This window comes from Adonisia turfae CCMR0081, assembly GCF_011009555.1.
In the GTDB taxonomy this organism is placed as follows: domain Bacteria; phylum Cyanobacteriota; class Cyanobacteriia; order Phormidesmidales; family Phormidesmidaceae; genus Leptothoe; species Leptothoe turfae.
Genome location: NZ_QXHD01000004.1, coordinates 3308015 through 3325287 on the forward strand (window position 1 = coordinate 3308015; position 17273 = coordinate 3325287).

At 46.6% G+C, this 17273-nt stretch carries 14 protein-coding genes and 2 pseudogenes; 12 read left to right on the forward strand and 4 right to left on the reverse strand.

Features of this window, described 5'->3' with window-relative positions; genetic code table 11:
* Window positions 1-51 precede the first annotated feature (51 nt).
* The 7 genes from DXZ20_RS18475 (at window position 52) to DXZ20_RS37585 (ending at window position 12967) form a co-directional block, all read left to right on the forward strand.
* Entirely contained in the window at window positions 52-2622 is a 2571-nt protein-coding gene (locus DXZ20_RS18475; protein WP_163699750.1) for a COG1470 family protein, read from the forward strand.
* Window positions 2623-2686: 64 nt separating this feature from the next.
* Window positions 2687-4102, forward strand: a complete 1416-nt coding sequence (locus tag DXZ20_RS18480; RefSeq protein ID WP_163699752.1) for a cache domain-containing protein — start codon at window positions 2687-2689, stop codon at window positions 4100-4102.
* A gap of 230 nt (window positions 4103-4332) precedes the next feature.
* Window positions 4333-6009: a tetratricopeptide repeat protein gene (locus tag DXZ20_RS18485; RefSeq protein ID WP_250565823.1), complete on the forward strand. Its 1677-nt coding sequence runs from the start codon at window positions 4333-4335 to the stop codon at window positions 6007-6009.
* 280 nt (window positions 6010-6289) lie between these two features.
* Entirely contained in the window at window positions 6290-7414 is a 1125-nt protein-coding gene (locus tag DXZ20_RS18490) for a hypothetical protein (protein ID WP_163699756.1), read from the forward strand.
* 59 nt (window positions 7415-7473) lie between these two features.
* Window positions 7474-9393 (forward strand): hypothetical protein, encoded by a 1920-nt coding sequence (locus tag DXZ20_RS18495; protein ID WP_163699758.1) that lies wholly within the window; start codon window positions 7474-7476, stop codon window positions 9391-9393.
* A 620-nt stretch (window positions 9394-10013) separates the two neighbouring features.
* Window positions 10014-12401 carry a hypothetical protein gene (locus DXZ20_RS18500; RefSeq protein ID WP_163699760.1) on the forward strand — a complete coding sequence of 796 codons (2388 nt, stop codon included), beginning with the start codon at window positions 10014-10016 and terminating at the stop codon, window positions 12399-12401.
* 278 nt (window positions 12402-12679) lie between these two features.
* Window positions 12680-12967: a hypothetical protein gene (locus tag DXZ20_RS37585; protein ID WP_250564996.1), complete on the forward strand. Its 288-nt coding sequence runs from the start codon at window positions 12680-12682 to the stop codon at window positions 12965-12967.
* Window positions 12968-13063: 96 nt separating this feature from the next.
* On the opposite strand, the pseudogene DXZ20_RS18510 reads toward DXZ20_RS37585, so the two are convergent.
* Window positions 13064-13294, reverse strand: a pseudogene (locus DXZ20_RS18510) (AMP-binding protein); the annotation flags it as partial.
* Window positions 13295-14024: 730 nt separating this feature from the next.
* Here DXZ20_RS18510 and DXZ20_RS18515 point away from each other — a divergent pair.
* The 3 genes and pseudogenes from DXZ20_RS18515 to DXZ20_RS37590 form a co-directional block, all read left to right on the forward strand.
* Entirely contained in the window at window positions 14025-14273 is a 249-nt protein-coding gene (locus tag DXZ20_RS18515) for a hypothetical protein (RefSeq protein ID WP_163665511.1), read from the forward strand.
* 120 nt (window positions 14274-14393) lie between these two features.
* Window positions 14394-14711 carry a LexA family protein gene (locus DXZ20_RS18520; RefSeq protein ID WP_163665513.1) on the forward strand — a complete coding sequence of 106 codons (318 nt, stop codon included), beginning with the start codon at window positions 14394-14396 and terminating at the stop codon, window positions 14709-14711.
* A gap of 10 nt (window positions 14712-14721) precedes the next feature.
* A pseudogene (locus tag DXZ20_RS37590) lies at window positions 14722-15105 on the forward strand (Y-family DNA polymerase); the annotation flags it as partial.
* On the opposite strand, the gene DXZ20_RS38260 reads toward DXZ20_RS37590, so the two are convergent.
* Window positions 15061-15186 carry a hypothetical protein gene (locus DXZ20_RS38260; RefSeq protein ID WP_284681762.1) on the reverse strand — a complete coding sequence of 42 codons (126 nt, stop codon included), beginning with the start codon at window positions 15184-15186 and terminating at the stop codon, window positions 15061-15063. The pseudogene DXZ20_RS37590 and the gene DXZ20_RS38260 overlap by 45 nt on opposite strands.
* 48 nt (window positions 15187-15234) lie before the next feature.
* Here DXZ20_RS38260 and DXZ20_RS37595 point away from each other — a divergent pair, with 48 nt between their 5' ends.
* Both DXZ20_RS37595 and DXZ20_RS37600 read left to right on the forward strand, forming a co-directional pair.
* A complete protein-coding gene (locus DXZ20_RS37595) occupies window positions 15235-15525 on the forward strand; it encodes a DNA polymerase Y subunit UmuC family protein (protein WP_250566266.1) in 291 nt (96 codons plus the stop codon).
* Window positions 15522-15995: a DUF4113 domain-containing protein gene (locus DXZ20_RS37600; RefSeq protein ID WP_250566144.1), complete on the forward strand. Its 474-nt coding sequence runs from the start codon at window positions 15522-15524 to the stop codon at window positions 15993-15995. The genes DXZ20_RS37595 and DXZ20_RS37600 overlap by 4 nt, the downstream gene beginning before the upstream one ends.
* A 178-nt stretch (window positions 15996-16173) precedes the next feature.
* Here the strand turns inward: DXZ20_RS37600 and DXZ20_RS18530 are convergent, their stop codons facing one another.
* The gene (locus DXZ20_RS18530; protein WP_163699762.1) at window positions 16174-16686 is read right to left on the reverse strand and encodes a hypothetical protein; all 513 of its coding nucleotides are present in this window, start codon (window positions 16684-16686) and stop codon (window positions 16174-16176) included.
* Window positions 16687-16912: 226 nt separating this feature from the next.
* The gene (locus DXZ20_RS18535) at window positions 16913-17092 is read right to left on the reverse strand and encodes a DUF4278 domain-containing protein (RefSeq protein ID WP_163665517.1); all 180 of its coding nucleotides are present in this window, start codon (window positions 17090-17092) and stop codon (window positions 16913-16915) included.
* Window positions 17093-17273 lie beyond the last annotated feature (181 nt).

The following is a 17273-nucleotide window of genomic DNA, read 5'->3' on the forward strand; positions in this document are numbered from 1 at the left end:
CCATACTCGTTACTCGTTACTTTTTAATATTAACTCCCCCTTCCCTCCGCCATGACTCGCTATTCTGTTCCAATGGCAGCATTGCCCACAGTCGCCCTTCAACAGGAATCTACCACCGATCCAATTGGTGTGGTAATCTCGTCATCCGGACAGGACCAGGTACTCCCAGGGAATTGTTTTGACATCAACGTTACCATTAGCAATCAAGGAGATAAAAGTGCCGTTATTGACATTTTCCTAGATGAGTTACCTGTCGCCATTCATCCCTGGTGTCCCCTTACCCAAACTCAGCTAGCCTTAGACCCAGGGGAACGAGAAGACGTCACCTTTCACTTTGATGTCCCCCCCAACGCCCTGACAGGCAGTTATCACTATTGGTTAGTGGTGGACGCACCAGCACATTATCCTGGGAAAGCGCCCCACCGTTATCAACATCATTTAAACGTGCTGCCCCCCTCCCAGGACAGCCCCCAGGAGAACACACCCACCTTTGCGGTGGAACCGGTCACCACCCACCTCAAACCCATCAAGGTGCTTCCCGGCAACCCCCTCCAGTTTCAAGTATATGTCTACAATCGTTCAGATCGGGTCGATCGGTTTCGACTGTTTTGCCCCGACCTACCCGAAGACTGGGTCACCATTAATTATCCTCAAGGATTTCGCACACCGGGCTTAGCCGTTGTTGAAACCCAGTTAGATCTCAACCCAGACATGGAAGGGGTGATTTTACTCACCCTCACGCCTCCAGTTAGGGCTCTGGCCCAAACCATGTTGGTCACCCTCCAGGTAAAATCTGAAAACAATCCTAAGCTTAAGCTACTGGATGTTCTCTATCTACAGATTGAGCCGTTTTACGAAGTAACCACCCATTTTCGTACCCTGGTCAGCCGCATTCAACAACAATCAGGGCTGTACAGCATCCAGACAACAAACCAAGGCAACACCGAGAGAACCCTGGATTTTCAGGTGATTGGGTTAGAAGGTGGAAATCTTTGCGAGTATACCCTCCGACCAGACTCCCTGACCCTCGCCCCCCAACAAACCCTGGTGAGTGAGGTCATCGTCCAACCCAAAAATCCATGGAAACAACCTCTGTTTGGTGGCGGTCGCGTCATCCAATTTGAAGTCATTGCCACAGACCCCGACAAAAAGCCATTGGTCGAGAACCCAATGCAGGGGCTACTGATGTGGGAGGCTCGCCCCTGGTGGCAGATTTTGCCCTTTATCCTGTTATTAATTGGCTCCTTTATCGGCTTAATGTGGCTGGCCTGGTGGTTGTTTATTCATCCGCCTGCCCAGGCTAAGGTACTACGCTTTGCCACCGAAAGTAGCGCCTATGAGGCCATTAATGGCGATACAGTGTCTGTGGGCTTTGAAATTAGCCACCCTGGCCGTATTCAACAGCTAGAAATTATGGGTCAGTCGGCGGAGGGGGATCTGTTGAGTGGTCCCCTAATCTATGACCTGAGTGGTAAAACCTTACCGCCAGAACTGGAATCTTTTTGCATCGAACGGAGACAGTCTCTGACCTGTCGCAATGTTCGCACCGATGCTAGACGGGCCGGAGAGTACCAATTTATTCTCAATGTGATTCCTAAACCTGGACGCAATGCCACCCCCACCCAGGCCCAGGCTCCTCTTGTTGCGATCGCACCCATCCCACGACCCAGCATCTTAGAGTTGGTGCCATCCCAAATGAACTATGTGGAAGCCCCCCCGGTTCAGCCTTCGGATAATCAGACCGCTGCCACAGCTGTTTCGAGTAATGCAGACACTGATGAAGCGACCAGTAGATCAGCTAACGAATCAGACAGTAGCGATCGCAAGCCACTACCATCGCTCGAAGAAGATCCCTATGTTGTCAGGGTAAACTGGAACATCAGCCATCCCGAACAACTTATGGGCCTGCAGCTAATTGTGCGAGATGCCCAAAAAGCCGTTGCACTGCCTCCCCAAATATTTAATTTTCAAGAGGGCATCCCCGATGAACTAGAAGATTTTTGCGACATTAACCAAAACAGTATTTTAGCGTGTAGCAACGTGCCAACAGGCCTGAAGCAAGCTGGAGCCCACACAATCGAGTTGGGTGCTATTCCCAAAACAACATCCTCCACAGAAGAACCGATTTTAGCCACCACAGATCCTATTCAAGTACAGGCAAGGCCACCTCAGGTGATTCAGTTTACCCTTAATGGAGACCCTATCCTGGCCGAGAAAGCAGACTATTTATTACCTGTTGACGAAGGGGAGGGCCTCATGGAAATTGTATTGGGGTGGGAAGTGGAAAATAATCCAGGAACTCAAGTGATGTTGATGCCCGCCCCAGGCAATGTGGAAACCCAGGGAACTTTATTTGTGCCCTTAAGTCCTGACCCCGGTAAAAATGTCTTTTCACTACAGGTAACCAATTCAGCCGGAGAATCACTAACGCGATCGCTCACCATTACCACCTATGATCCCACACCTGAAAACCCCACCATCATTGTTAATACTGGGGATGGCGACCAGGCTGCCGATGGTGCCAGCGAGGGTGGAGGAGAGGCTGGCCAGAGCAGCGGACCACCAGTACGCTCTCGCCCAGGAACCGTTTCTCCTGTGGAACTACCTCCCCAATTTGAGTGATTCTCGACTGACGTTTAACGATCTGCATTGGTCATCATAATTTATCAACATCTTTAGAAAAATCATGTCAACGTTAGAGCCATTTCCATTCGAATCCTACGGGGAATCGCCAACCCGCGCCTCCCAAGGACCGGCTATTTCCATCCGATGGATTTTGCCTTTATTGGTTGTTGCTCCAGTAATCATTGGCATTGCTCTAACGGGTTGGTTCGCCTATAGAAGTGGCCGAAGTGCCGTTGAAGAAACCGTCAACCAAATCACTACAGAGGTTGCAAATAACATCCAGACAGAAGTCATCAGCTACCTTGAAGTATCCATCGTGGCATCAAAAATGTTAGTGGCTGAGGTCAATAGTGAGGTCCTTAACATTCAAGATATGGCTACACTCACCAACTATCTTGAGGAAACTCGAGAAGTCTTCCAAACGACACAAACGAGTGAGAATATTGCCAACCTTTTTTATGCCAATGAAGCCGGAAAGCATGCCACCAGCCAGCCAGACTCCACCAGCTTCGATCGACGGGAACGCCCCTGGTATAAAGCTGCTGAAAAAGCTCGAAAAGCCATCTGGGCAGAAGTCTATAACGATAAAAAAACCTCCGAATTAGTCTTGACTCGGTCAATTCCCATTGATAATCAAGCCGGGAATCTAGAAGGTGTTTTTGGAATTGACATCAAGCTCAATTCCCTGAGTAATTTTCTTAAAGAATTAAATGTGGGCAAATCAGGTCAGGCATTTATTTTAGAAATGGTAGATGATCAGCAGTCTACAGGAGAACTTATCGCCACCCCTGAGGACGAGGATCTATTTGTAAAACAGTCGGGAAGAAATAACACCATTAGTGCTAAAGAAAGTACAAATAAGTTAGTTAGAGAAACAGCAGACTATATTCTGGATAACAACAACGGTCTTCGACACCCAAATTGTAATTCAAACAGCCTTTCTAATGAAGAAATAAATAACCTAAGAAATGACAATTGTGAATTTAATATTGATGGGAAAAAACATCTAGTTCGTGTCAACTACCTTGGAGATAAAGATATCAACATTAAGTGGCTGATTGTAGTCACCATTCCTCAGCAGGATTATATGGGGGCCATCAATGGCATTGTCCGAAAGGCACTATTAATCGGAGTTGTTATTACCGTGCTTGCCTCACTGCTGGCGTTAGTAGGCGCAATGTATATTATTCGCCCCATTAAAAAGCTAAACCAGGCTGCCGATGATATTAAACAACATCAGTTTGATCCTCAAACCCTGGCAGATGTGAGGCAGCGTCCGGATGAGTTTAGTATCCTGGCCGATGTATTTGACGATATGGCAACGGTGGTGGTGAGTCGCGAACAAAGTTTGGCAGATCAGGTAAAACAGCTGGAGACAGAGAAATTACAGTATCGGAGCACAGGAGATAAACGTTACTCTTTGGATGTAGCATTGCGCCATGCGAAACAGGTACGCAGTCGATATAGCCAGCGGTAACCCCACCCAGAACCCATCCCAAGAGGGGGAAGTAATCGATTGGTGGCATAGGGTTTGTCAACTCTTTTATTTAGTGAGAAAGATATAATTATCGTTAATAATACGCCCCTCAGCATAGCCCAGGCATTTTACAATATGTTCAAACTATAGACTTTTACCCAATGTCCAATTTACTGCAACTCAGGTTTGTAACAGGTTTGGCTACGCTTCGTAGTGCCACTTGCTGTGCAATGTCAGTGGCAGTAAGCTGTCTATGCTTATCTGTTGCTTGGGCGCAGGAATCACCATTGGGAGAAGCGATTGAAGATTTTGAATACTGGCAGGATCTTTGTCAACTCCACATTAGTGCGGCAGAGGATAAGGCTGCTGAAGAAGAAGAAAAAGAAGAATATGCTAAAGCGCTGATGGCCTGTGAACAGGCGATTGCCCTCGAACCTGAAGATGCCAACATCTGGGTGCTACATAGTAGTATATTACTCAATACTCAAAAATATCCAGAATCAATTTCATCGGCCAATCGGGCCTTACTCTTCGACCCAGAACATTCGCTAGCCATTACCTATCAGTGTGTTGCCTATAGCGCCCTCAAACAAACCGAAACTGCCTTAGATCATTGTAATCAGGCCCTGCGGATCAATGGTAACTGGGGTAATGAGAATCCGGCCCTTGCCTGGTTATATCGCGGTGTCATTCTGGCCCAAGAAGAAGAGTATGGGCGCGCACTGGTGGCTTATGAACGCACGCTACTGTTAGAACCCGAGTATTCCTTTGCTTTGGCCCGTAAATGTGACGCCCATTTTGCATTGCAACAGGCCTCTCTAGCACTAGAGTCATGCAATGCAGCATTGGGCGTCAATCAAGACTGGGGCGAAGCTAGTCCGGCTATGGTGTGGACAACCATTGGAAAAACCCATACCCAGTTGGAACTATATAATGAGGCAATTGCTGCCTATGACCAGGCCCTCAATCTGGATCCCATGAGTGCCGTAACCTGGGTGGCCCAGGGACAGGTATTAGCACAGCTCAAGCAGACTGAAGAGTCGTTAGTTTCCTTTGTGCAGGCCGTAGGTATCAAGGCAGATTTTGCAGACGCGTTGTTGGGCCAATGTATGGCTTTAAATCGGTTAGCGGTGGACGCCGAGGTGAAAGAACAAGGGAAACTATATGAACAGTCTTTAACCGCTTGCGAAGCAGCATTGGCAGGGGATAGTGACTGGGGAGAGAATAGCCCTGCTAATGCATGGCATGAGCGCAGCATTGCCTTAACGGGTACCGGTAAATACGACGAAGCCCTGGCCTCGATTAATCGGGCGGTGGGAATAGATCCGAGATATGTGGAGGCTTATAACCAACGGAGTATTGTTTATTGGTATTTAAAGGATTATGGTCGGGCTTTAGAAGCAAATCAGCAGGCTTTGGCCATTGATGCGACCTATGACCATGGTTGGTTTACCCGTGGGTTAATTTTTCGGGCACAAGAACAATATCTCCAAGCATTGGAAGCCTATAACCGGGGGTTGGGGTTAAACCCTTGGAATGATTGGGCCTGGACAAATCGCAGTTTGGTTTTGTGGGAGTTGGGGGATTATGAGGAGGCTATAGTCTCGGCAGAAGAGGCTCTAAATCTAAATGATGATTCGGTCCAGGCTTGGTATAACAGGGGAGCAGCTCAGTCGGCCTTGAAAGACTATCGTAGAGCAATTGAGAGCTACGATGAAGTTCTGGATAGGGATGAGAAATATGCCGGTGCTTTGACGGGGCGAGGGGTGGCACGGTTTCATCTAGGAGAGCATGAGGATGCGATGATGGATTTACAAATGGCGTTGGCGTTGAATCCGGAGGATGAGTTGGCGCAGGAGACTTTGGAGGCGTTGAGTCTGGAGGGACAAGGGGAAGGTGATAAGTAAAATGAATGGGTGAAAATGTTGAGAACAGGGCGTCACCGTTTAGTGACGTTGGAAATTTACACAGAATCTATGTCAACGGGAGGGAGAGCTTGAAGTTTATGCTGGAGGTGATGGAGGGAATGGGGGGTGCACATATACTCCCGATTTAGCGGTATATGTGCACCTTTTGAGTAATGACACAGTGAAAATAAACGCACTAGTGTCGTTTGTTACCAATGTTATAGGCAACTGAAGAAAGCCTATAACAATTATTAAAGCCCAAATTAAAAAGGTTTGAAATATGTATGAACAAATAGAGAAACCAAAAGAGAATAAAAGTCGGGCTGTTGCTAATTCTGTTGCTCAAAAGAAGAGTTATGGGAGGCAAGGTTTTGGGTTTGTGGATAATCGACCTGAAGCAGTTGCTCAACGGAAAATGCAAAAGATGATGAATAAAAGCTCTCGCAGGTATCAGTTAAAGGATATTCGACACAAGACAAACGACAGAGCACGAGTAAAAGCAAGACAAAAACACATTGCCAATGAAGTAATCCAACGTAAGCTTGTGTTTACTGACGATAAATCAGAGGAGACTTCGTTGAGTTCCATTTTTCAGGCAGCGCTTGAAGCTAACTATGATGCCACGGAAAAAGCGGTGGCGTATTTGGCAAGTCAAGCTAAAAGTTCAAAGGTATATACATACGCCAACTGGCAAGCTGCGGTGAATTATGCAAATGACTATATGTCCCCTACCAAACGATTCCTACGCAGTCGTATGAGAAATATGAAAAAGAAAAGTAAACCAAGAACTAAACGATTCTTATATGACTTGCAGAGTAAAAAAAACTATGGATTCGATGATCCTGTCATTAACATCGGGCGACTAAAAGGCCGTTTTCGCCCAGGGTGGGGTGGGCAGCCATTCTGGTCATCAAGTAAAGATGATTATGGCGGTTCGGTAGTCAAGTCCGACTATGACTCTCTTATTGTAGAAGTAGGCAAGGATAAGAAACATAATGAGCAAACTATTGCTAAAGACATCCTTGTATGGATTGGCGATGGGACAGAACCAAAGGGGTACAGTGAACGCATGATTCGTACAATGTCTACTTTTATACAACTAACTCAAATTATCGAACCACATGAGAAGCGCTTTCCTGGTGCAGACAAGTGGGCTCGTGCATCTTTGACCCGAATCCTCAATGGTGGGTCTAGCTTCAAGATAGAATTCAATCGAAAAAACGGGAATTTTATACCTGCTAGAGCTAAAAAGGCTGGTAGTGATTACGGGGGGCAACAAAGCATGCGAGCCTATTTAGAATTAGAAAAAAAGAAATCAGATCCGAAAGATTGGAAGGATGTCGGCAGTAAGAGTATTGAAAAAACGCTTGATGAACTGTCTGATTCATCTGATGAAGAAGACTAGGGCAACTAAATAAGTATGCCTATAACAACCACGAAAGAAAGTTAAAAAAGATTTGAGATATGTATGAGCAAGTAGTGAAGTCAAAAGAGAATAAAAACCAATCGGTGGCTAATAAGGTTTCTCAAAAGCAGAGAGGTAGTGAGTCTACTTTTCAATTTAAGGATATTCGACCTGAGGCAGCTAGCCTAAGAAATTTCCAAGAAATAGCCAATAATAGCCCACAAGCTAATCGAGCAGTTCAATTCTTCCCTGAGACATGTCTACATCAGTCCCCACTACAAGCAAAAAAAACACCCTTAAAATCTCAACCTTCAGGCAATCGAGTTATCCAAAGAATGAGTGTAAGCATTCCCACGTCGTATGACGATCTTCAAAATGGGTCGAAAAACCTTCAAAAGAGTTTCGGAGAAGAACCCAGTCATTTGTTTGATACTGATTTAAGTAGGTTACGTCCCGATGAAACACTTACCATTTTTTCGCATGGTTCACCCAACGACCTGGGTGGATATAATGCCAGTACCCTTGCCAATATTATGTTGAAATTAGGATTTAAAGGTTGTGGCATGATTCGCATAGTAGCTTGTAGCACAGGGATAAATCCTAGAGGTTTTGGTCAGCAATTAGCTACTCACTTACATTCTCTGCTTCGTATTCAGCGCGAAAATTTTAAGGAAAATCCTGTTGTTCCTATAATTCCAGTTCTAGCCGTTGGAGGAATATTATGGAATGTTAATGATAAGGATTGGGTTGTAATCCCCCCGAATCTAGAAGCTGATCCAGAAGTACTTGAGCTTCAAGAAAACATGAAGACAGAATTAGCGGCCCTAGTAGGTAGGCCAGACTCTGAGGAGAAGGCAGAGGAAGTGAAAGAAAGATTCCAAAATGTGATTGCTCATTTAAAATACAGAAAGTCGAGAAAATTGGTTAAGCCAGCTAGAGCTAGTCGAAGTATTGGCTATGGTAGAAAAGGTTTGCAATCTAAGCCAGAAGTAGAATGGGAAGATGCCTCCTTCAATGCATTTACACCTGGTATATCGTCCAATTCTAATAAGCCCCCAATAGATAGATCACAATCGGCAAGAAAAGCTACTATAATAGAGAAAATTAGAGGTTATTTTCTTAAATATCCTCCCTTGCAGAGAAAATATGCTCACATCGTAGATCACATAGAGGATTTGTCGTTAAGCTACCTCTATAGCACAGGATATGTATTGAAAGAACAGGCAGAAAGGTACGAAGAAATTTATGCGCAATTTGAAGCATGTCCTGTACTCCGAGAATTATTTGAAAGAGAATCTACATACCGATACACCGATACAGAATTGCGAGAATATAAAGCCCGAATTAGATGGGCTAAAGGGATTATTGAATTAGAGGGTAGATATAAAAAGATTAGAGGGTTAGATAGGGAATTGCCCCGAGAAGTACGCGACATATGTGATGATTTGGCAAAGTTAAAACTACTATATACTCTATTGAAAAAGACACTTCCGCTCTGCGATGAGTTAGTATGGCTTGTGTTGGAGCGAGTTGTTACATCAGAATTGTACGAAGTGGTGGTGATTAAAGCATATAAGAATGAAGATGAATTAAATAAACTAAAGCCGTTAGTAAAGCAGACTATAAGGCTTTGTAATATGATTCAAAATATCGAAGGAAGAGGAACTTTGGATGGAGACCTTGACCAGCAATTCACTCAACTTAAAGCAGAACTAACCAAACGTGCCTTTAATTATGAAGCTCTAGTCGAGTTGGAACTATCACTGAGATATTTTCAGAGAAGGGTAAGTGAATTAAGAATTGCTCAAAGTGAAGTAGCTTTGAGACGACTAATTCAGGAGATGGCGAGAGGTAATCGAGTTTTACTTGCCTTTTACGGAACAGAATTGAATCAATTGGGAGGTATGAATGAAGGTGAATTGAATGATTTGTATGGTAAAATGAGTAGGATTGAGCCGCTGCAACAACCCTTGCTTTAAAATAGATAAATAATGAGACAAAGAATAATTACAATTTACGTGCACGTCAATATATGTGTGAGATAGAAAAATAGGTATATGACCTTAAGGAAGAAGTAACAAAGAACGTGTGGCATGGAATTCATTCCATGTTGCACAGCAAGTACACTTCAACAGAGACACGAAGTGCGACATGAGTATAAACAGGGCAACAAATAGCCCATAACAAAACCTAAAAGCAACTGACGCAGCTTTTAGCCCAATTGTTACGTCGCATTTTGTCGTAGCCCGGTAGGGTTCGATACATCGCACCGCTTCAACCCATTTCGCTCCTGACGATCCTCTCCTCGCTCCACAATCAATCTCTACAACCAAAGCCCCAAACCAAATTGGTGCGTTACGCGAAGTATCGCTAACACACCCTACCCGTATCTGAAGATGGCTAAATAACTCGAATTGTTGATCCCTTATTTTGCAGGCTACCCATGATAAGTATGCGAAGTTAGAGAAACCATTAACAGATACGGAAGTGTTGGATTGGGTATAGATATTTCTTAAAAGGAGATCGATTCTATAATAAGTGCTTCTTAGGGACCCATTATCGTCTGGAACAATATCTGTTATTTACTGAGGATGGCTAAATGATCCTAAATCCTGTAGCAACCACCATTCTCCGACGCCACTTACGCAGGTTGCCGTTATCTCAGCGCATATCACAGTATCAATCCCTGATGACGGTGAGTTGGCTCCAGACCGCTCTAGAGCAGATTAAACCAGAGGTTTTACCAGAAGAACCTCTCCCCGAGAACGTGAAGATACAAGATACCATTCAACCCCTGCCACCCTACTATCGTCAATACCGCTGTACCCAAGGCGATCCCCTCACCTGTCAAGAACATATTAGCCAGCCTGGCGAACCCACTAGCCTCATCTGTACTCAATGTTACTTTCCTGCATGGCTCGCTCCAAAACAACACCTTATCGGCAAACGAGGTGAATATGAAATTATTAAACCTCTGGGTCGCCGAGGCATTAGCCGCCTTTACGAGGGCATTAACCTAGACACCGAAGATCCCATTATTATTCAAGAATTTCTTCTACCCTCACGATATTTTAATCAGGAAGAACAACGAAACTACCAAGAACAGTTCCTTGGCCTTGCTGGCATTACCCTGGCCGATGGGCGCTCCCAAGATATTAGAATTGTTGACCCTTTTGATACCATTGTCGATCAATCTGGAGATCGATGCTACTTAATCACCCTTGGCTTCAATCGTACCGCCACCCTAAATGAGTACTGCGCTCGCCATGGTCCCTTTAACGATTCCATGGTACGAGACCTGCTGAACCAGGCTCTCCAAACCCTTATCTTTTTACACCAACAACGATTCGCCGTACCTACTGGTCAGGCTCAACAGGGCGTCATTCACGGTAATCTAAATCTCAATAGTTTGCTATGGGCTGCCAATACAAATGACAGTCCTCCCCAGGGATTTGTCTATCTTACCGACTTTCATATCTGGACCAATCTGTTTGACCCGGCCAGCCTCGAACGGGGTGATTTAGGTGCCCAGGATGAACTGAGTATTCAAGATGATTTACAATCCCTTGGGAAAGTAGCATTTTGGATACTACATGGCACTACCGTAGATGATCATGGTTATCCCCTTAATCCTCGACTTAATCGCCACTGGCCTAAGTCTGTCGATAAAGAGTTAAAACAGTTTATTTGTCAGTTAATTGGCATTGAATCCACTTTTGAGAGTGCTGAGATAGCCCGTAATGAATTACTCAAACTCCCACCCAAGCCAGCCATTAATCAGATTGAGAAACGAGCAGCAGAAATATTGCCTACTCAAAAGCCATGGTACCGGCGAGTTATGCCCTGGCCCTTGCTCAGCTTTCTAGCATTAGCTGCCCTAGGTGGTCTAGTTTGGTGGTTCTTATGGCGATCTCAACGCGCACAGGTTGCACAACGTGTCCCCTCTCCCTGTTGCCTCAAAGATGTGGACGGTATTCCCTCAGGTGAGTATACCTATGCCATCCCAGATTCGGCCTATTGGCAACCACTGTTTCAACCCACACCAAATAGTCAGGACCGCACCACCATCATTGATAACACACCAGGGCTGTTAGACCAAATCACCCAACAACAATCTAAGCTCTCTTTTAAGAGATATCATCCCAAAAATGACGATGAGACCAATCTTGCAAATACATCGATAGATGATGCAATTACAGCAGTTCGAACGGATCAAGCTGACTTTGCTATCGTACCCATGCTCGCAAAATTACCTATTGATGTAACGGCTACCATCATCGCCTACGATAGCCTGGTACCCATTGTGGCATTTAGCTACTCTAAAAGAGATGACAGCTTACCAACAGCCCTGCGAGGCAAGATGACCATAGCCGAGCTAGAGAAATTATATACTAACGAAATCAATAATTGGGACAAGTTAAGTCCTGTAAACTTAGCTGTCAAACGTTATTGGCCCGACGATAAGACCAATCAAGAGATTTTTCAGCAGCTGTTTGTTGCTGATAGAGAAAATGGACCAGAGGCTAACGCATTAATTAACAAAAGCCAGTCTGCCGCCGAAACTCTGCCAATGCTGCCAATGTTCCGTCGCATTTTGCAGGATTTCGAAAGCAATGACACCGGCAGTATCGCGATCGCTCCCCTAAGCCAGGTCTTTGGTCAGTGCGCCGTATATCCTCTTGCTTTTGAGAAAAACCGTCAGGCTACAGCACCACTGATATTTGATACAGGGGCAGTTGTCACGCCGGAAAGTGATTTGTGCGATCGCAAAGGCAGTTATTTTCCCCATGAACATGTCATTCGAGAACGCACCTATCCCTTGGCCTATCCCCTGGCCATTGTTTATCCTCTAGACAACACCCGATCAGCGATCGGAAAAAGTCTGGCAAAGCTCTTATTAACCCAAGAAAGCCAAACATACCTAACAGCCTCAGGCATGGTATCCGTTTATCCACAACAAAAGTCAATCACCTCGACCTTTAGATAGTCGTCCCTGAAAAACCTCAAAGCAGGCTCCGACTGGAAACTGATTTGTTGGATTCTTGAGAAAGAAACGGACTAACTTTCGTAAATTAAACCCACACGCCTGACTGACTGACATAAATGCCTATAACCCAGCATACATAAGGGTCAGCCAGAAAATGAGCAAAGCGCATGCAAAGCTGAAAATACCAAACCATCAGCTTGAGATGCATGTCACCCTCGACCCAACTGTATGATTTACTAAAAATACTCTTTTCATATCGGGCATTAAGCTTGAGATGCATGTCACCCTCGACCCAACTGTATGATCAATTGTTAACCTTCTTACGTCAACACAGCTGTTATAAAGACTTTCGGCATTTGAAAACGTTGGCTTGGATGGTCAGTGCGCTCATCTGTAGTGGCCAACTTAACCCCGCCGCTTGGGAGCCGTATGTCCCCAGTCGGACAACTCAGGCTCAAAGCTTTGAACGTCGATGGTCTCGCTTTTTCATGAATCGAGTCATCGATATCAAGGGATTGTATCTACCTCTGGTTTTGTTAGCACTCACTCACTGGCAGTCTCATTAACTGTATCTGGCGTTGGATACGACAGTGCTGTGGAATCGCTATTGTATGATTCACCTGTCGGTGGTCTGTTGTGGACGAGCGGTACCGCTTTTATGGCAGGTCTTGGTTACGTCGGGGGGGATAGGCTGGGACTGCCACCACACCTGCATATAGACAGCCCATAAACGCGGCAATAAACTCTAACCCAGATGGGTAAAGTAACAGAGCACGATCCCCCACATTCACCCGCTGCCCCAGATAGGCTGCAATATTTTGAGCTTGTTGATCTAACTCTTGGTAGGTAAGTGTGCCGGATTCTACTTCACCGTCTTGTAACAAACATAAAGCCAACGGAGCAAGACGCCGGTTTCCATTAGTTCGACTTCGAGAGAAGTCATGAGCATAACTCTGCAGTAACTGAAATCTCACAAAGCTTGCGTTTCCATTAGTTCGACTTCGAGAGAAGTCATGAGCTTGGTTTACGCCATGTGCGCGTAACCCGAGTTAAGTTTCCATTAGTTCGACTTCGAGAGAAGTCATGAGGGCCGGGTCCTAGAACCCTTATTCTGAGAGCATTATAGACCCCACTTTTCGTAGGGGGCAAGCTCATTCCCAAATACTTAAGAATCATTGGCAATTACCACCTGTGGAAAACGTCTAAAGCTCTTATGTGCCAATGCATTCGTGGGGTTCAACCAAAAAATAAGGGTTTCAGCGATCGCCTGACCCCCACGAATCGTCAAGCAAAGTAACTCAAACCCTATAAAATCGATCAGAAATCTGTCCTAACCATTTCAGAACGCCCAAAATACCAATTTCCCTACCCCCTTGACTAGGCAGATCCTCAATGTATACCCTATGCCTAAGGTCCTCACCGACCCCACTACAGAGCACATAATTTAGCGCCACCGGCTGGTGCTGGTAACACCAAACCGGCGGCTTCACCCCCACGTTGCGGCGACAACCTGGGAGCGCAGGTTTATGGTACCTGTTGCCACCCCGGATTGCATATACACACGGGGTGGCTACTTTATGCGCTCTGGTTTCCTACCCGTTATCCATATGGAGATCAGAGCCCATGTTTATCGACCCAACCCAGGGCGCAGGTGCGCCCACCGATCCGCCTAATCGTGAAGAGCGATTACCCGAGTATCAGTACGAGGATGTACGACTGATGATGCTTGGCCCCCTAAACGCTGTGCAAAATACCATTGCTACCCTATTCAAACTCAACTATGCCGAACCCAACGACTGGAGCCGTCCTCTGGCAACCGGTCGGCCCAATGAGGTGATGGCTATTTTGACCCGTCGAGTACGAGTAGATTAGGAGCAGGGGAGCAGGGGGGCAGAGGGGCCGCAATATGCCGATCTCCCTTTCTCCCCTCTCTACCCTTGGCAGAAAGCCACTGCATTTGATACAAATGAACTATCGTCATCCATCGTTCCCATGGAATTTCCTATCCCAGGTGATGCCATCGAGCAGCGCCTTGACCTCAACCAGTACCTGATCAAACGCTCAGCCGCCAAATTTCTAATGCGAGTGGCCGACAATATGGCCACCCATGACGATGTCCAATCCGGCGATTTACTCATCGTCGAACTGACAAGTCAGCGCTTACGCTATCGCTCCCTTACCGGTCAACCCGGCACCCTAGTCGTCGCTGTCCAAGACGGCGAACTGATGGTCACCCGTTTAAGCACTGACGAATCACGTCCCATAGACCTCTGGGGTGTTGTCACATCCCTAATCCGTCAGTTCTCATGAGGGTAACAAAATGTTAGCCCTTGTAGATTGCAACGCCTTTTTCGTTTCCTGTGAAAGAGTCTTTCGGCCAGACCTGGAAGGTAAGCCAGTAGCGGTATTATCCAACAATGATGGCTGTGTTGTTGCCCGTTCTGCCGAAGCCAAAAAACTGGTTCCCATGCAGGCAACATTGTACTCCATTCGCCACCTGGTACAACAAAAATGCCTGCACGTTTTCTCATCTAACCCGGTTCTCTACAAAGACATGTCTCGCTGGGTGATCGAGACCCTACAATAATTTAGCCCTGAAGTAGAACAATACTCCATTGACGAAGCCTTTCTCGGCCTGGGTGGCTTTACCCACCTGGATTTAACCGACTATGGCCACACCATTCGCCGCACCGTCAAGCAGTGGACCAATATTCCAGTATCTGTCGGCATCGCCCCCACCAAAACCCTGGCCAAGATCGCGGCCCATGTAGCGAAGCGATCGCAAACCGCCAACGGCGTCCTTAACCTCGAAACCATAGACGATGTAGACGGCTTGCTAGCAACTATCGATGTGGGCGAAGTCTGGGGCATTGGCCGTCGCAACAAAGCGAAGCTGCTTCAGGCAGGCATTAAAACCGCACTCCAGTTAAAGCAGGCACGAGATGGCTGGATCAAAAAACGATTTGGCATTTTTGGCCTGCGGACAGTGCTGGAACTGCGGGGCACCCCCTGCTTTGCCATGGAACCCGTGGCTCCGCCCAAAAAAATGCGCATTGTGTCACGATCCTTTGGCCACTTGGTCACTGAACTGTCTGATTTGAAAGAAGCGATAGCGAAGCGCTGACTTGTCAGTTCGCCACATACACCACCCGCTGTGCCGAAAAACTTCGCCAGGATAATCTGCTAGCCGGTTACTTTACCGTCATCATGCGCACCAGCTATTACCGAAAGGAGAACCAATATTCAGCCGCGCGAACGGTGCAGCTAGACCCACCCACTAACGACACGGGCCGATTAATTCAGGTTGCTATGCAGCTGGCAGAAATGGCCTACGAGCCCGGCTATGACTATCTCAAGGCAAAGGTGATTGTGCAGGCCGATGAAGTCCAAGGTAGCCTGCTGGGTGGACCAGTCCATAATGAAAAGCGAGCCCGACTAATGGCAACGCTGGACCAGATTAATAGCAAGCTATCTCCGGACGCGGTGAAATATGGTGCAATGGGGCTGGCTCCGACATGGGGCATGCGGTCAGAGTATTTCTCCCAGTGTTACACCACCCATTGGGATGAGTTACCCCTGGTGACCATTGAGTAATGCTTTCCATTCCCACAAAAAAGCCCCTACCCTGTTGGCAGAGGCTTGGAGTATGTATGTAGGAGAGTCTGATGAGAAAAAAGGTGCCCTGAAAATAATGAAGCTTCACAGATTAACGGAGTCTGTACCGGGCACCCAAGCCTGTTAGAGCTTAGTACCGCAACAGCTCAGCAATCTGTTAGCGGATAGACTTAGTACGAGCATCCAGAGCATCTAGCCGAGCTTCCTGGATGTTGTCGATAGCTTTTGTCCGGGCATCCAACGCTTCCAAACGAGCGGCTTGAATATCCTCAACCGCTTTGGTTTGGTTGTTGAGGTGCTCAAGACGTAGCTTGTGAACGCTGTTCTTAGTGCGAGCATCCAGAGCATTTAGACGTTCAGCTTGGATATTTTCAACAGCTTTAGTACGAGCATCCAGAGCATCTAGCCGGGCTTCTTGAATGTTATCGATAGCCTTGGTGCGGGCATCAAGCGCATCCAGACGAGCGGCTTGGATATCTTCGATGGCCTTAGTCTGGTTGTTGAGATGCTCAAGGCGTAGCTTGTGGACGGAATTCTTAGTGCGACGGTCGAGTGCTTCGAGGCGGGCTTCTTGGATATTGAAGTTAGCGGGCTCAATGGCGGAGGCAACGGGTGCGATCGCAGCGGAAGCAACGAGAACAGTTAAAGCGGAAAGAAGTGTGCGTTTCATGGTTAAAGCTCCTTGGGAATCAGTGAATGAACTTCATTGATTACAAGAATGCCGGGGCTAGCTGAACGCTATCTGACCGATACCTGAAGGTTGGTTAAGGCGTTTCTGAGATTGGCTGAGTAACTGTGGTGACGGGCATCACAGGTGTCTCAAGAGCCAATAAAAAAGCCCCTGACACTGCTGTCAGAGGCCGTTCACTGTGCTGTATCGAACGTTGGAATTTGGCTTAGCCGCTGTAGCGAATGCCGCGATAGGTGAGGCTACGAGCAGCAGACTGAGCAGGCATGGCCTTGGGGGCTCTCATTTTGAAGGTGCGACCCATAAAGGACAGCTCAGTATTGGTTTCGATGGTTTCAATAGTCTGGGCAGAGGGAGTGTAGGATGCACCAAGATGAGTGAGTTTCATAGATAAAGTCCTGATAGGTGTGTGAGTGTGTCGGTGGGCGTTCGAACTCCGAGGGGGTGGATGAACGTTGTTTTGTTTGTTCTGAGTAGGGAAACAGCGGGCTGCCTATCAATTCCGATGGACGTTTTGTGATCGTTGTTACAGGTGGATGTGCGATCGCTCACTTTCGAGCCATCCCTTT

Excerpts from the sequence above, each read along its gene's own strand:
- DXZ20_RS18485 (WP_250565823.1), top strand. The coding sequence starts at position 4,333 with ATGTCAGTGGCAGTAAGCTGTCTATGCTTATCTGTTGCTTGGGCGCAG.
- DXZ20_RS18500 (WP_163699760.1), top strand. The coding sequence starts at position 10,014 with ATGATCCTAAATCCTGTAGCAACCACCATTCTCCGACGCCACTTACGC.
- DXZ20_RS37585 (WP_250564996.1), top strand. The coding sequence starts at position 12,680 with ATGTCACCCTCGACCCAACTGTATGATCAATTGTTAACCTTCTTACGT.
- DXZ20_RS18490 (WP_163699756.1), top strand. The coding sequence starts at position 6,290 with ATGTATGAACAAATAGAGAAACCAAAAGAGAATAAAAGTCGGGCTGTT.
- DXZ20_RS18530 (WP_163699762.1), bottom strand. The coding sequence starts at position 16,686 with ATGAAACGCACACTTCTTTCCGCTTTAACTGTTCTCGTTGCTTCCGCT.
- DXZ20_RS18480 (WP_163699752.1), top strand. The coding sequence starts at position 2,687 with ATGTCAACGTTAGAGCCATTTCCATTCGAATCCTACGGGGAATCGCCA.
- DXZ20_RS18535 (WP_163665517.1), bottom strand. The coding sequence starts at position 17,092 with ATGAAACTCACTCATCTTGGTGCATCCTACACTCCCTCTGCCCAGACT.
- DXZ20_RS18515 (WP_163665511.1), top strand. The coding sequence starts at position 14,025 with ATGTTTATCGACCCAACCCAGGGCGCAGGTGCGCCCACCGATCCGCCT.
- DXZ20_RS18520 (WP_163665513.1), top strand. The coding sequence starts at position 14,394 with ATGGAATTTCCTATCCCAGGTGATGCCATCGAGCAGCGCCTTGACCTC.
- DXZ20_RS18495 (WP_163699758.1), top strand. The coding sequence starts at position 7,474 with ATGTATGAGCAAGTAGTGAAGTCAAAAGAGAATAAAAACCAATCGGTG.
- DXZ20_RS18475 (WP_163699750.1), top strand. The coding sequence starts at position 52 with ATGACTCGCTATTCTGTTCCAATGGCAGCATTGCCCACAGTCGCCCTT.